Source organism: Prevotella sp. E9-3, assembly GCF_022024015.1.
In the GTDB taxonomy this organism is placed as follows: Bacteria; Bacteroidota; Bacteroidia; order Bacteroidales; family Bacteroidaceae; genus Prevotella.
Genome location: NZ_CP091786.1, coordinates 3,329,603 through 3,345,152 on the forward strand (window position 1 = coordinate 3,329,603; position 15,550 = coordinate 3,345,152).

At 47.6% G+C, this 15,550-nt stretch carries 10 protein-coding genes, 1 tRNA gene and 1 pseudogene; 10 read left to right on the top strand and 2 right to left on the bottom strand.

Annotated elements, in window-relative coordinates:
- Nucleotides 1-622 precede the first annotated feature (622 nt).
- The 8 genes and pseudogenes from L6475_RS12890 to L6475_RS12925 form a co-directional block, all read left to right on the top strand.
- Nucleotides 623-796, top strand: a pseudogene (locus L6475_RS12890) (KilA-N domain-containing protein); the annotation flags it as partial.
- Nucleotides 797-870: 74 nt separating this feature from the next.
- Nucleotides 871-2,754 carry a clostripain-related cysteine peptidase gene (locus tag L6475_RS12895; protein WP_237820682.1) on the top strand — a complete coding sequence of 628 codons (1,884 nt, stop codon included), beginning with the start codon at nt 871-873 and terminating at the stop codon, nt 2,752-2,754.
- A gap of 569 nt (nt 2,755-3,323) precedes the next feature.
- Complete coding sequence (locus tag L6475_RS12900; RefSeq protein ID WP_237820684.1) at nt 3,324-3,863, top strand: DUF1599 domain-containing protein; 540 nt, start codon at nt 3,324-3,326, stop codon at nt 3,861-3,863.
- A 7-nt stretch (nt 3,864-3,870) separates the two neighbouring features.
- Entirely contained in the window at nt 3,871-5,778 is a 1,908-nt protein-coding gene (gene tpiA, locus L6475_RS12905) for a triose-phosphate isomerase (protein WP_237824161.1), read from the top strand.
- A 3-nt stretch (nt 5,779-5,781) separates the two neighbouring features.
- Nucleotides 5,782-6,408 carry an SPOR domain-containing protein gene (locus L6475_RS12910; RefSeq protein ID WP_237820686.1) on the top strand — a complete coding sequence of 209 codons (627 nt, stop codon included), beginning with the start codon at nt 5,782-5,784 and terminating at the stop codon, nt 6,406-6,408.
- 53 nt (nt 6,409-6,461) lie between these two features.
- On the top strand, nt 6,462-7,052 hold the full coding sequence (gene folE, locus L6475_RS12915) for a GTP cyclohydrolase I FolE (protein WP_237824163.1): 591 nt from the start codon (nt 6,462-6,464) through the stop codon (nt 7,050-7,052).
- Nucleotides 7,053-7,056: 4 nt separating this feature from the next.
- Nucleotides 7,057-7,632: a hypothetical protein gene (locus L6475_RS12920; protein WP_237820688.1), complete on the top strand. Its 576-nt coding sequence runs from the start codon at nt 7,057-7,059 to the stop codon at nt 7,630-7,632.
- A gap of 140 nt (nt 7,633-7,772) precedes the next feature.
- Nucleotides 7,773-7,848 (top strand) — tRNA-Pro (locus tag L6475_RS12925).
- A gap of 118 nt (nt 7,849-7,966) precedes the next feature.
- Here the strand turns inward: L6475_RS12925 and L6475_RS12930 are convergent.
- On the bottom strand, nt 7,967-8,437 hold the full coding sequence (locus tag L6475_RS12930) for a hypothetical protein (protein ID WP_237820690.1): 471 nt from the start codon (nt 8,435-8,437) through the stop codon (nt 7,967-7,969).
- A gap of 540 nt (nt 8,438-8,977) precedes the next feature.
- Between L6475_RS12930 and L6475_RS12935 the strand changes: the two genes are divergently transcribed.
- A complete protein-coding gene (locus L6475_RS12935; RefSeq protein WP_237820692.1) occupies nt 8,978-10,618 on the top strand; it encodes a response regulator in 1,641 nt (546 codons plus the stop codon).
- A gap of 154 nt (nt 10,619-10,772) precedes the next feature.
- Here L6475_RS12935 and mutY read toward each other — a convergent pair whose 3' ends face one another.
- Nucleotides 10,773-11,879: an A/G-specific adenine glycosylase gene (mutY, locus tag L6475_RS12940; RefSeq protein ID WP_237820694.1), complete on the bottom strand. Its 1,107-nt coding sequence runs from the start codon at nt 11,877-11,879 to the stop codon at nt 10,773-10,775.
- Between the two features lie 99 nt (nt 11,880-11,978).
- Between mutY and porU the strand changes: the two genes are divergently transcribed.
- The gene (porU, locus tag L6475_RS12945) at nt 11,979-15,518 is read left to right on the top strand and encodes a type IX secretion system sortase PorU (protein WP_237820696.1); all 3,540 of its coding nucleotides are present in this window, start codon (nt 11,979-11,981) and stop codon (nt 15,516-15,518) included.
- Nucleotides 15,519-15,550 lie beyond the last annotated feature (32 nt).

The following is a 15,550-nucleotide window of genomic DNA, read 5'->3' on the forward strand; positions in this document are numbered from 1 at the left end:
GCGTTGCCGCTCTTCTTCTCTAAGATTGCAGGGGCTAAGATAGGGAATATTTCTGAAACGGCAAAGTATTTACTCACGTTTTTCATATCACGGACTGCATTTGTTTTAATTACAAACTTCCATTACCATCTTTCAGGCGGTAGATGATGTAATTGTTCATTCTGCCTACTGTATTCAGCGTACGACGATCTGCCGCAGAGAGATAAATGTGGTAATCGTTGTAAAGATGCTGGTTCAGCAGGTCGAAATCAATATCTGTAAAGGTAGGATTGCTGTCAAAGTCTGTATTGAGATATCAAGAGGGGTACTTTTTGTTCTAGTTTGCGATTTCCTTTTGTCAAAATAATCGAATATTTGTCTAAAGAACGTGTACAATTTTAACACTTGACAGAACACTGAAAATGACTCAAAAGAATAGCCTGCTGAAGGTTCTTTATTTTAAAAGGACAAACGCAGGAATTAATAGGTATGAAAAGAAATGCTTGCTTTTCTTTTGCATTTCACTCGACTTTTCAATACCAAATTTATTTGAGTATTTTCGAACGTGAGAACTCGAACTTGTTCGCTTGGCTCGTCCAAGAACTTCGAGACATCGTCTCAAAGGTAATCATTCTTTTCTCATAATGACGATGATTACATATCACTGACGGATATGGCTCGTAGTCAGTTGCAAGAACACATTATCTTCCGTTGGCTCAGTCTGAAAAGCACGATTGAGTACCTTGGAGAATGGGAAATGCTCTACAATCCCAATTTTAATTATACCGAATTCGGTACATTTAGAAAAAATGGCGGGCGAAGACGCTAAATTTCAAAAACTTTTTGTACCTTTGCTAGCGTTATTTAAACTCTAACTAATGATTAAAAATAATGAAACAGATAATGAAGAATTTAATGCAATGGGTGCTGGCCGCCGCCCTCATCTGCGGCACAAGCGTATTCACCTCGTGTTCGTCGGACGACGACGACAATTCTTCTCCTAAATCAGGAGCGAACAGCGAACTTGTTGGTCAATGGTATTCCGACGTGTCGGGGGATACTTACGCCGCCTGGACATTCGGTAAGGCATGGCAGCAGACGGAGTTCAATGCCGACGGCACAGGAACCACCACCATCTATTACCTTAACAACGATGACGCCGTGGGCCGTGAGCGCTATTCGTTCACCTATACCGCCACGGACGGACTGCTGACGATGGACATCGCGGAGAGGAACACCAAGACAACAGCCAGATATGCCATGAGCGACGGCAAGTTGCTGCTGATGGAGGGCGAAGACCAGACGGTCATGCAGAAGATGGATGACGCAAAGGCTAAGGACTTTGATGCGTGGAACAGGAAGGAAAACCTGGTCAATGTGCCACAGCCTGCCCGCTACACCGTCTTTGTCTATGGCAATGCGGGAGGCACCATGGATAAGATTATTGAGTATGGCTTCTGGGAGAAGATACAGCCGCTGCTCACGGACCACAACAACGTCCGTGTGGTCTGCTTCTACAAATATGGCAAGGAAAAGTCCGAGGATGGCAAAGACTTTACAGGTAAGTATGCCGACCCGGGTGACATCGTATGGTTCGATCTGAACGACACGACCAAACTGGAGAATATTCGTAACGGAGGACTTCGGGCGCTGGGGTATGAAAAGGAGGCCCAGGAACTGAAACTGTGCGACCCCACGACCGTCAGCGCGTTCATCCAGATCAGCAGTCTGGTGTGTCCTGCCGAGCAGTATGTGTTCAGCATCTGGGGACATGGCAGCGGACTAAGCCCCATGGCCGATGTCCCCGGCAAATACAAAGCCCCCGCCGCTGCACCTGCTACCCGAGGGGTCATTGGCGATGAGTGGAATGAACATGAAGAGCTGGATATGTATGAACTGAGTACCGCCATCCGTTCCGCAGGCTTGAACCGGCTGAACACCATCTTCTTCCACAACTGCCTGATGGGCAACATGGAGACGCTGACCGAGCTGCGCGGCCTGTCCGACTACATTGTGGCCTCGGCACACCTGCTTGTGAGCGAGGGCGAACTGCTCACGGAATACGTCCGCGGACTGCTGGAGAAGGGGAATACCGAGGATGCCATCGCACAGATGTTTGAGCGCGTGCATCCGAAATGGGAACAGTCCTATCACGGTTTTAATGACGAAGACGATGGGAGTAAGACAGAGTACTGGTACAACGGCGACTACAAACTCATCCGTACCGCCAAGCTCGATGCCATTATCAGTGCCGCCAAGCGCCTCGCAGACAGGCTCCTTGCACTCTACCCCACACAGAAGGATGCCATCGACAAGGCCACCAAGGAGGTGTATCGGTTCCATACCCTCATTCTAGATTACTTGTCCCCCAATCAGCGTTCCCTGTTAACCTACGTGAATCCCTTTGTCGATCTGGCAGACTATGCACATTGGTTGGCAAAAGAGACTGGCGACACAGAAATGGCTGCCATCTCTGCCGATCTGGACAAAGCCTTCAGCGAAGCCTTCGTCCACTATGCCGACGTCAACACGAACGAACAGCATCTGGACCACTACACACTGAGCATCTGCCTGACCAACAACAACTTTTACACGGCAGATGCCGCCGAATTGCCTCTTGTTGATTATTTTGTTCCCAATCATCTGTGCAATTTCGACCAAGGCTACGAGCAGACCACATTCCACAAACTGACGGGATGGGGCAACTGGCTACGCACCAACCAGCAACTGCTTTGGGGCAATCCCACAAGCGACGGCGGTGGTCCGCTCAAGTGAATGTAACATAAGTACTAAAACCAATAAGCTACCGTCGGTGAGTAGGGCCTAACGCCAACGATACTAGCGTGATTGTTTTTTCCGAATTTGGTAAAATCCCCCGAAAATTGTGTTAATGCAGTTTCGGGGGATTGTCGTACCTTTGCACTCGTAAACTCGTGCGAAATAAGAGAGAATTTTCAATTGTTCCATGCCTGAAGATTATGGTATACCTTTGCCCGCAAATTTCAAAAACTAAACAAGACATGGAAGTAATTTCAATTGAGCGCAGCACCTACGAGGTAATCGGCTTGCCGCTTCGCTCGTCGAAGAACTGCAGACGAGCTTCAACAACTTTGTTACAAAGATGAAGGAGATGGCTAAATGAGGTTACGATTTAGAGCCCCACCTCTTGCACCAATCCGCATCAAGTTGCTTTTTCCCTTCGTCCTTTGATTCCCCATTATTCCCCGTCTTGCCTTTTATTTACGCGCTTTCTGCGTTAATCTTCCAAAATCCGTTGTTCTTTACAACCTTTTTTCGTAACTTTGCACCCGTAAACGTCCAAAGGACGCTTACCAAACAGAATTATGGATAAGTTTGAGAAGACAAACGCTCAGTTCGAAGAAGCCGTGGCCGAATGCCGCTCGCTGTTCGAGAAGAAGCTGCATGACTATGGGGCTTCATGGCGCATTCTGCGTCCTTCTTCGCTCACCGACCAGTTATTCATCAAGGCAAAACGCATACGCCAGTTGGAAACAACGGGCCTCTCGCTCGTGGGCGAAGGCATAAGGCCTGAATTTATCGGACTGGTGAACTACGGCATTGTAGGACTGATACAATTGGAGAAAGGCTGTGCCGACACGGTGGATATTACACCGCAGGAGGCAATGAAACTATATGACGAGCACGCCCGCGAGGCATTGGAACTGATGAAGCGCAAGAACCACGACTACGACGAAGCGTGGCGCGACATGCGCGTGAGCAGTTATACCGACTTGATACTGACCAAAATTCAGCGCATCAAGGAGATGGAGGACCTGAAAGAAGGTACACTCGTCAGCGAAGGTATTGACGCCAATTATATGGACATCATCAACTATTCGGTGTTCGCACTGATCAAGCTGTAAGAGCGTGGTGAAGAAAATAGCCGTCAACATCTGCCGACTGCTGCTCGCCTCAGTGTTCATATTCTCCGGCTTTACCAAGGCCATCGACCCACTGGGCACGCAATATAAGATAGAAGACTATCTGCAGGCTATGCACTTGGGCGGACTGCTGCCTTCAATAGCCACGTTGGGCGCATCGGTACTGATGGCCGTTATAGAGTTCTGCCTGGGTATCTTCATGCTGTTTGCCATTCGCCGGCGGTTCACATCGCAGATGATGGTGCTCATGATGGCCCTGATGACTCCACTGACGCTGTGGCTGGCGCTGGCCAATCCTATCAGCGACTGCGGATGTTTTGGCGATGCAATAGTGCTGACCAATTGGCAGACGCTACTGAAGAATATAGTACTGCTGGGCGCCGCAATCGTGGTGATGTGCTGGCCGAAAGAGATGTTTCGCTTTGTGACAGAGGCCAATCAGTGGTTGGTAATCAACTACACACCACTGTTTGTCATAGGACTCTCAACGGTATGCCTGTACTACCTCCCACTGTTTGATTTCCGTCCCTACCACGTGGGAACCGACCTCAGACAGGGCTGGCAACAGATGATGGAAGGCGAAGAGTCGCCCTATGCCGACTTCTTCATAGAGCGGACCGACGACGGGAGCGATATCACCGAAGAGGTGCTGAACGACTCGGGCTATGTGTTCCTGTTGATAGCACCCTATCTGGAAGGAGCCGACGACTCGCGACTGGACTTGTTAAACGAGCTCTACGAATATGCCCAGGAGCACAACTATCCGTTCTACGGAATGACTGCCAGTGGCGAGCGAGCCATAAACAGATGGCGCGACATGACGGGAGCAGAATATGACTTCTGCCAGACAGACGGCACGGTGCTGAAGACCATCATACGCAGTAACCCCGGTCTGCTGCTGCTGAAAGACGGCGTCATCATCAGAAAATGGAGCCACAACGACCTGCCGGTAATAGAAGAGGAACAGACTGCCCTTCAACTGGAGGAGATGGAGATAGGACAGATGCCGGAAGACAGCCTACCAGGCAAGATGCTCCAGTTGCTAATGTGGTTTGTGCTGCCACTCACCATCCTCGTAGTGGCCGACCGCACATGGACACTGACTATTATTAACCCTTATAATAAAAAGAAAAAAATGAGAAAGAAAATTGTAGCAGGAAACTGGAAGATGAACATGAATCTCCAGGACGGTATTGCTCTTGCAAAGGAGCTGAACGAGACTCTGAAGGCTGACAAGCCCAACTGTGGTGTAGTAATCTGCACTCCATTCATCCACCTTGCTTCTATCGCACAGTTCCTCGACCAGGACATCATCGGTCTGGGTGCTGAGAACTGCGCTGACAAGGAGAAGGGCGCTTTCACCGGCGAGGTTAGCGCTGAGATGGTAAAGAGCACTGGTGCTCAGTACGTGATTCTGGGCCACTCAGAGCGTCGTGAGTACTACAAGGAGACTCCCGAGATCCTGAAAGAGAAGGTACTGCTGGCTCAGAAGAACGGTCTGAAGGTAATCTTCTGCATCGGTGAGAGCCTGGCAGAGCGCGAGGCCGGCAAGCAGAACGAGGTAGTAAAGGCCGAGCTCGAGGGTTCAGTATTCAACCTCTCTGAAGAGGACTTCCGCAAGATCGTGATCGCCTACGAGCCAATCTGGGCTATCGGTACTGGCAAGACCGCTACCGCTGAGCAGGCTGAAGAGATTCACGCTTATATCCGCAGCATCATCGCCGAGAAGTATGGTCAGGCTGTTGCCGACGACACAACTATCCTCTACGGTGGTTCTTGCAAGGCTTCAAACGCTCCTGAGTTGTTCGCCAAGCCCGACATCGACGGTGGCCTCATCGGTGGTGCTTCACTGAAGTGCGCTGATTTCAAGGGCATCATCGACGCTTGGAAGAAATAAAATATGACGAAACAATTCATCATAACAACGCTTATAGGTTTGTGCATCGGTATTACTGCTGGTGCACAGACCTTTACCCAGCGTCTGCAGAAAACGGCGAAGGGAGAGGCCACTGTGACAGTACATCACGACGAGGCTATCGACAAACTGGTAAACGGTCCGCAGATAGTCACTCAAGCTACATCACAGAAATCTTCTGAGAAGAAGGCAACAACCGTAGTCGCTACAACGCCTGCAACAACCAAGCAACAGGACACCAACCGCCCAAAAACTGTTGATGCCCAGAGCAGCGCCACTGCACAGCACAGTGCCGGCGACACGCATATTGCAGACACCACCTCGACCGCACAGAAAAGCGGTCACTCCTACAAAACCACCGGCTATCGCATACAGGTTTATGCCGGAGGTAACTCGCGCAAAGACCGCCAACAGGCAGAACAGATAGGCAATCAGCTGAGAATGCTGTTCCCCTTGGAAGCCGTCTATGTGCATTTCTACTCCCCACGCTGGATTTGTCGTATGGGCAATTACCGCACCTACGAAGAAGCCCACCAGTCACTACAGGAAGTGAAGAAACTTGGCTATTCGGCAGCTACCATCGTAAAAGGAAAGATAACGTTGCAATACTGACCGGAATCACAGTTCAGTGTTTATACTAATTCAGTAATTATTTCGAAGTGTACATTCCAGAGAAAGAACAATTCAGAGAAGGCCTTGACGAATTGGCCACCCACTACAAGCGGGTTTTAGAGCTGCTGGGCGAAGACCCCAGCCGTGAAGGTTTGAAAAAGACTCCTATGCGTGTGGCCAAAGCCATGCAGGTACTGACACGCGGCTACGAGATGGATGCTCACAAAGTGCTTACCGACGCACTGTTCAAAGAGGACTACTCGCAGATGGTCATCGTAAAGGACATTGATTTCTTCTCACTATGCGAACACCACATGCTGCCTTTTTATGGCAAGGTGCATGTGGCCTACATCCCTAACGGCTACATCACAGGACTGAGCAAAATAGCCCGTGTAGTAGATATCTTCAGTCATCGCCTGCAGGTGCAGGAACGCATGACCTTACAAATTAAAGAGTGTATTGAACAGACCCTCCATCCCCTTGGCGTGATGGTGGTGGTCGAAGCCAAGCATATGTGCATGCAGATGCGCGGTGTGGAAAAGCAAAACAGCATTACCACCACCAGCGACTTCAGCGGCGCATTCAATCAGGCCAAGACCCGCCAGGAGTTCATGAACCTCATCTCACTCAACAAAAACATTTAAACTTATGTATCAGTCTGACCGCGGAAACTACAGAAAGACAGATTCGCTTCTGAGCATTTTCCTGAACACATGCCTGGGAAAGACACTCGTCTGTGCCCTCATTCTTGGATTTATTGCACTGCTTGCCTTCATCACATGTCCTTCTGAGAACTACATGCGCTCTCAGATGAACGACAACATAGGCCAATGCTTAGGACAGGCAGACAGTGTCTATATGGACGGTATAGACAATGCCGTATCCAACCTGGGCTACATCTTTGGCAATTCTGAACTTCCGGAAGATGCCGAAATTCTGAAAGCCTTCAAAAAGCACAACCGCTTGGAATATCATAACCACGTTATCTACTCTACCCTGTACGTCATCAACAACTTCCACTACGAAGGAGCAAGATGTGCGGTTGGATTCTTTGGACTCGTGATTCCTATGATCAATTCCAACGACTTTGTATTGCGCACCACGCCTGTACGGAGGGAATACAACTACAAGCCTGTTCAAGACACAGGCGAAGAAGATTTCTTCAAAGAAATGGATGGAGACGAAGAGTTCTTCCAGGATTTCAACGAGGAAGAGTTTGAATAATAAGACCTGACTTTATACAGATTAGTAAGAGAAAGGCCAAAAGAATAAAAAAAGATAAAAACAAGAAAAAATATTTGGCACTTTCATAAAAATACACTACCTTTGCACCCGCAAATGCAGGAAACTGCAATTTAAAGGATCGGGATTTAGCGCAGTTGGTAGCGCACACGTCTGGGGGGCGCGAGGTCGCTGGTTCGAGTCCAGTAATCCCGACCAAAGAAAATCCAATCAACATCACGTTGATTGGATTTTTCTTTTATTCCAATTTGGATTTTTCTTTTATTTCCAATTTTGATGTATTCTTTTATCCTATATTATAATTGTAATAAGCCCATTACTTTATCTGATCAACAGAATAGCGAACTGATACTGTAGGAGAATAGGTGTTGAGGAGAATCAGCTCCAAACCGCCTTTGTCGCCCACCTGGAAATTGGCTTCCTTATGCAAATCGCCATCATGTTTCATGTTTGCCCATCCATAGAGCTCGGTGAACTCCTTATGTCGTGCATTATAAATGCCTAAGGTAGAATCGTTGTAAGAAGCCTCGTAGCTCTCCAGCACGTCGCTGATGGTATCATTGTGCATGGTAATATCTACGCGCGCGTTCTCTTGATTATTGAAAAGCACATAGACGGAGTTATCGGTCAGGTTAGAATCAAGTGCAAAGCCACGCTCCAGGAGCGAGTCACACATTGCTTTGGCAGACATACCCAAAGACAGACCACGGAAATCAAGATACTCACGCTCGCCCTTACAAGCACACAGGGCAATAACTGCCATGAAGGCAAAAATCATCTTTTTCATTCTTTCTTTATTTAAGGATTATTGTTCTATACATTATTCAATAAGAGGCACAAAAAAACGGCCACAGTAGTTAGTGGGTTCAAAAGTACAATTCTTTTTGCAGACAAGGAAAATTCATTAGCGATTATTAACGGTATCAGGTACTTTTATAAAAAAATTAAAAGAGCCACGCTTCACAGCGGAGCTCTTTTATCGTTTTAAAACTAAATTAATCAACCATAAACCTTAACCATTAAAATCTTTTTGCATGGCAAAGATACAACATTTTCCATGAATGCGTGTCGATTTTTTGATAAAAAGGGTTTAAAAATCGCTCAAATCACGATTTTTGAACATTTTTTCACTGATTTTAGAGCCAATTGAACGTTTTTTACCAAAAAATTTCCCTATTTGGTTAATTTTTATTATCTTCGCACCGACAAAACAAATCAAGAAATATACAAAGTAATGCTAAGCAACATTCCTTTTTCAACCCTTAACACCATATTTATAATAATAGCGGTACTCTTGGCAGCCCTTTTAGTATGGACTACAAGAGAATTGTATTTAAGAAGTGTGCGCCTACGCAACCGCGAACAGATGGAGCGCATTTTCACTAATATTGGCCACGAACTGCTTACTCCACTCACTGTTATTTCGGCTTCTGTAGAACAGATAAGACAACAGGAACCACGATTCAAGTCGGACTATGCACTGATGGAACTGAACATCGACCGCATGGTGCGACTGCTTCAGGAAATACTTGAAACCAGCAAATCGCAGGCAGGAGAACTGCGTTTGCTCGTTTCGCGAGGCGATGTTGTTCAGCACATCACACAAACAGCACTGTGCCTTCAGCCACTCATGAGCAAACGACATATTCACTTCTCCATTGAGTGTGAGCCAAAATCCATGATGGGATGGATAGATCCTGACAAACTGGATAAAATTATCTACAACCTCCTGTCGAATGCAGCAAAATACACACATGAGGAGGGGCATGTTAAACTAACCATTCATACAAGTGTCAATTTCGACTCTATTATAATAAAGGTGGAAGACGATGGAATCGGTATTTCTGCAAAAAAAATGAAAAGACTGTTCCATCCTTTCTTCGACGGTGACTACCGACAGATGCACGCTATGGGAACAGGTCTGGGACTTGCGCTCACTCACGATCTTGTTTACTTGCATAGAGGTACCATTAAATGTCAGAGCAAGGAAGGGAAAGGCACAACCTTCACAGTCAGGATTCCAATCAACAAGGAAGCGTATGCCATCTCGCAGAGAGACGAAGTAAACCAGCTGATTCCCAACGAACCCCTGTCATACATCAGCGATCTGGAGGAATTGATATCACGCCAGGATATTTTCGACCAGAAAGAAACACCAGAGGCTACGGACGAGGACAACTATCATCTGCTCATCGTTGAAGACAACAACGAGCTGCTGATGGTGATGAGCACACTTTTATCCAAGCGGTATAGAATATTTACTGCCCGCAACGGTAAAGAGGCCTTAGAGGTGATACAAAAGGAAGACCTGGACCTGATTATCTCGGATGTGATGATGCCCGAGATGAACGGTATTGAACTGACCCGTCACATCAAAGAGTCAGCCAACTTCCGTCATCTGCCCATTATCCTCATCACCGCCAAGACTACTGACGATGACGTGAAAGAAGCCATAAAGATTGGTGCCGACGCCTACATCACCAAACCCTTTAAGATAGGTGATTTGGAGTTGCGCATCAACAACATCATTGAGAACAGAAAACGAATAAAGAGTGAGTTCCAGTCACAAACCATCGAGGAGAGCCGGCAGAAAACGCCACAAACGGCTCCCAACCCCGATGAGGAATTCCTCCGCAAATCTATCGACTGTGTGTATGCTCACCTGAACGATGCCGACTTTGACCGTGATGCCTTTGCCAATGAGATGGGAGCAAGCGCTTCCACCCTTTACAACAAGCTGCGCTCTATCACCGGCATGAACGTAACCTCCTTCATTCGTGACATCCGCATGAAAGAAGCCAAGCGTATTGTCCAAGAAGAAGACGATCTTCGCGTCAGCGATCTTGCCTATAGGGTTGGCTTCAAGGACCCGAAGTATTTTGCCACTTGTTTCAAGAAAGAATTTGGTATTCAACCCAGTGAATATATCGAACAAATGAGCAAACAAGGCTATAAGGAAATTATTTAGCCTGTGAGAACAGAAAAAAAGGAGAAATAATTTGTGTAAACAAGAAAAATAATATACCTTTGCAATAGTTGAACCAACCTATTTATCCTTAAATTTATACTAAGAACACCCCTAAAGCGCGTTTCATTGTTGAAGCGCGCCTTTTTTATGTCTATCAAGGAAGTTTTTTCAGTAACAGTTCAATCATTCTTGGCAAGGCATAACGGTCCAGCTCATCCTCTCGCACCCAAATATATTCTTCGGGCAGCAAAGGCTTTTCTTCGGCCTGCAACAGATAGAAATCGCAAAGCAGAACACGATGAGTCAGCACATGACGGAAGCCTTTCACCACAGGCAGTGCATCTTTCAATAAATCAGAGAATTGAGAAGTTATTGCCGATGCCTGAGCACCCACTACCTCCACAGATGTTTGAGAAGGCTTTTCTTTCACAGATATATTAGAAGGCTCATCCTTCACAGATACTTGAGCGAGATCATCTTTCACCAGCAGAAATTCCCATAGTCCTTGCCAAATATCACCAGCTCCACGCCGACGAATAGCCGTTTCGCCATTACACCTTATATATACGTACGCGAGGCGGCGCTCTTTCACTTCCAGTTTTCGCAATTTCACAGGCAGCATTTCTACCCTCCCCTCTCGGAAAGCCACACACGATTCCTGCAACGGACATTGATCACAACGGGGCGACTGGGGCGTACATTGAATAGCTCCGAAATCCATGATGGCTTGATTGTAAGCGGCTGCCTTTGGAGCGGGAAGCAGTTGACGGGCCAAGGCTGTAAACTCTTTCTTTCCTTGTGTGGTATTAATAGGAGTATCAATGCCGAAATGCCTTGACAATACGCGATAGACATTACCATCTACCACAGCCTCTGGAAGATTGAAGGCCAGCGAAGCTATCGCTGCTGCAGTATAGTCGCCAACCCCTTTCAAAGAACGAATCTGTTCGTAAGAAGCGGGAAAGCCGCCCATTTCAACGATTTGCCGGGCTGCAGTATGAAGATTTCGGGCTCTGGAATAATAGCCAAGTCCCTGCCAAAGCCTCAACACCTCATCCTCACTGGCCGCAGCCAGTTGCTCAACAGTGGGCCAACGCTCCATGAAACGTTCCCAATAGGCCCATCCCTGCTGCACACGTGTCTGCTGGAGGATTATCTCACTCAGCCAAATAGCATAGGGATCACGGGTGGACCGCCAAGGCAGTTCGCGACCGTTCTGCTGATACCACTCCAATAGTGAAAGGGAGAAATTACTATACATTGACGGCAAAGGTACACAAAAATCCCCATGCACATTATGCATCTTTCGCTTTTTTAACCAAACACAATAATATATATATTATTCCGTTATTATATCGATATGAAACAGTACGCCTTGATCTTTATAGCCCTTCTATGTGCCCTCACAAATATTTCGGCACAAGAGTTCTTCAACCTGACAGCAAGCGATGTCAAGATTGACACACTATTGCCTGTGTTCAACCACCAGTTCGACCTGGGGACCAACTATGCCGACTCTACTTATGAAGTGGCTATAGAATATCCTGAATTCATCGACATGACGCCTACCGACGTGATGCGCTATCATCATATCAGCAACGAGAAACTGCCAGAACTGCCGGCCGTCAGCCAGTATCTAGCAGTGGACCGTAAGAAAGGTAAACTGTGCGTATCGTTCATTCCTCTTGTAGAGCGTGAAGGAAAACTTCAGAAACTGGTTAGTTTCAAACTTGCCCTCCACGGCAAGCCCGTCAGCAAGAATCTTGCACCACGCCGTGCCAGCACAGCCAACGGGCGGTATGCAGACCACTCTGTATTGGCAAGCGGCCGATGGGTAAGAATCAGTATTCCGGAAACAGGCGTTTATCAGCTTACCAACAGTCTGATTCAACAGGCTGGTTTCTCTGACCTTTCTAAAGTAAAGGTCTATGGCTATGGCGGCGGACTACAACCTGAAGTGCTCACACAAGACTATCTCACCACGACCGACGACCTACAGGAAGTTCCCACCTGTACCATCGATGGTCACCGACTGTTCTTTGCCGTAGGTCCAGTAAACTGGGGAACAGCAAAAGACATCCAACGACAGCGTAACAACTATTCGACAAAAGGATACTATTTCCTGACAGAGAACGACAATAATCCCCTGACTATTGACGAGGAACAGTTCCGCACTAATTTCACTGACCACCCCAACAACTATCACTCTATCATAGAGCCCGAAGAGTTTGCCTGGTATCATGGTGGACGCAACCTCTACGAGAAAGCAACCATCAGTACGAGTGGCAACAGCTATACCTTTACTTCTCATGAGGATGTAGCATCCATAAACGTCACAATGACCTACAACGGCTATTGCTCTGCCAATGTAGCCGTCAACGGCACTAACATCGGTTCTATTGTTGTCAATGCCACTACGGTAAGTCAGGGAGTGAGCTATTTCACGAAGTCCACCCACAGCTATGTGGCCAGCTACACCTGGAAATTCAATAGCACAAGCGTAAACAAAGGCGAAAACACCATAACGATCACCAAGACTGCGGGTACAAACACCAATATGCGTCTTGACAATATCACCGTTATCTACACTTCGCCTCGTTCTATGCCCGATATGGCTTCAATTCCCGAACCAACATTTGAGAACGAGATTACCAATCAGGACCGCCATGCCGACAAAGCTACCGATATGGTCATTCTGATTCCAGAAAGCAATAAACTAAAAGAACAGGCAGAACGGCTCAAGACTTTCCATGAACAGAACGATGGTCTTCGCGTAAGAATCATTCCCGTCAACGAACTTTACAACGAGTTCTCCAGCGGAACACCTGATGCCACCGCCTACCGCCGCTATCTTAAAATGCTCTACGACCGTGCGGACAGCGATGCCGACATGCCCCGATTCCTGCTGCTGATGGGCGATTGTGCCTGGGACAACCGAATGCTGATCAGTGACTGGAAATCTACCGTACCCGAAGATTTCCTGCTCTGCTATGAGAGTGAGAACTCCTTCAGTGAGGTTTACTGCTATGTAAGTGATGATTTCTTCTGTCTGCTCGATGACAACGAACGGATAGACAATTATATGGGCAAGCCCGATATGGCAGTAGGCCGTATTCCTGCCCGTTCGGCTGCTGAGGCAGAAATCGTTGTCAACAAGATCATCAGCTATGCCACCAACGAGTATGCCGGAGCTTGGCAGAACACCCTTTGCTTCATGGGTGATGACGGCGATAACAACCAACACATGGAATGTGCTGAAGAGGCTGCCGAACTGACAAGAAGTATGCATCCGTCATTCAACATCAAGAAAGTCTATTGGGATGCCTACAATCGTGTTGTATCCGCCACAGGCAATGGCTATCCCGATGTTACCCGACTACTGAAGCAGCAGATGCGCGACGGTGCATTGATCATGAACTATAGCGGTCATGGTGCAGCCTACTGCATGTCGCACGAGCAGGTACTCAAACTGAACGATTTCGCCGAGACCACATCTATGCGACTGCCTTTCTGGCTCACCGCCTCCTGCGATATCGCACCCTTCGACGGACAGGTAAGCAATATCGGTGAAACAGCCCTTATGAACCCGAAAGGCGGAGCTATTGCTTTCTACGGAACGTCGCGTACGGTATTCCTCGACAAAAACAGGATTATCAACCGCATTTTCATGAAGCACGTACTCACTATCGACAGCATAACAGGCAAGCGTGTCACCATCGGTGAGGCCAACCGTCTCACTAAAAACGAACTGATCAGTTCTAAATACGACACCACGATCAACAAGATAAACTACTCTCTTCTGGGCGATCCTGCACTGGCACTGGCCTTCCCCACCCTGAAAGCAGTGGTTGACAGCATCAACGGACAGCCGGTATCAGCCCCAGAGCAGAAACTCAGTTCCGGCTCACTGGTGACCATCAGCGGACACATTGACGGGCATGAAGACTTCAATGGCGTTGCCACCATCACCGTTAGTGATGTGGAAGAGAAAATCGTTTGTAAGAGAAACAATGGTGAAGAAATAGCCATGACCTACCTGGACCGTCCCAGCACCATCTACAACGGTAGCGACAGCGTGGCAAACGGACGTTTCAAGTTCACCTTTGCCGTACCCCGTGACATCAGCTATAGCGAAAACAGCGGGCGCATGCTGGTATATGCTGTCAACAACACCAAGAAACTTCTGGCCAACGGCCGACAGGAAGGCTTCATCATGAGTGGAACAGAAGAAAAAGCCAATGACGGCATTGGTCCAAATATCTACTGTTACCTGAACTCACGCTCGTTTGTCAATGGCGGTGAAGTAAACAGCACCCCCTATTTCTATGCCGAACTGAGCGACAACGACGGCATCAATGCTGCCGGTAGCGGAATCGGTCACGACCTGGAACTGATTATCGATGGTGACTTGTCGCGCACCTATATCCTGAACAACTATTTCAGATATGATTTCGGCGACTACAGCAGTGGTACCGTTGGCTATAGCCTGCCAGAGCTTGAAGATGGCAATCACAAACTGTTGTTCCGTGCCTGGGACGTATTGAACAACTCATCTACTGCCGAACTGTCGTTCAGTGTCAATTCAAAACTCAAGCCCGTATTGCTGAACATTGTCTGCACTCGCAATCCGGCCAACAGCACAACCCGTTTCCTTATCAGTCACGACCGCACAGGCAGTCAGATGGATGTCACACTTGAGATTTTCGACACCTCAGGACGCATTCTTTGGACAAAGACAGAATCGGGTGTATCTACCGACGACACCTATGCCATAGACTGGAATCTCACCGGTAGCCATGGTGGCAGACTACGCCCAGGTGTCTATCTTTATAGAGTGCGCATTAGTTCAAATGGCAGCCAAGAGGCCACACAAGCCCAAAAGCTGATCATCACAAAATAATAATTCTGCATCTTTGCACGTTAATAAAGATA

Coding starts and splice junctions, on each gene's coding strand:
- L6475_RS12920 (WP_237820688.1), top strand. CDS start 7,057: ATGTATCAGTCTGACCGCGGAAACTACAGAAAGACAGATTCGCTTCTG.
- L6475_RS12895 (WP_237820682.1), top strand. CDS start 871: ATGAAACAGATAATGAAGAATTTAATGCAATGGGTGCTGGCCGCCGCC.
- mutY (WP_237820694.1), bottom strand. CDS start 11,879: ATGTATAGTAATTTCTCCCTTTCACTATTGGAGTGGTATCAGCAGAAC.
- L6475_RS12910 (WP_237820686.1), top strand. CDS start 5,782: ATGACGAAACAATTCATCATAACAACGCTTATAGGTTTGTGCATCGGT.
- L6475_RS12900 (WP_237820684.1), top strand. CDS start 3,324: ATGGATAAGTTTGAGAAGACAAACGCTCAGTTCGAAGAAGCCGTGGCC.
- L6475_RS12930 (WP_237820690.1), bottom strand. CDS start 8,437: ATGAAAAAGATGATTTTTGCCTTCATGGCAGTTATTGCCCTGTGTGCT.
- porU (WP_237820696.1), top strand. CDS start 11,979: ATGAAACAGTACGCCTTGATCTTTATAGCCCTTCTATGTGCCCTCACA.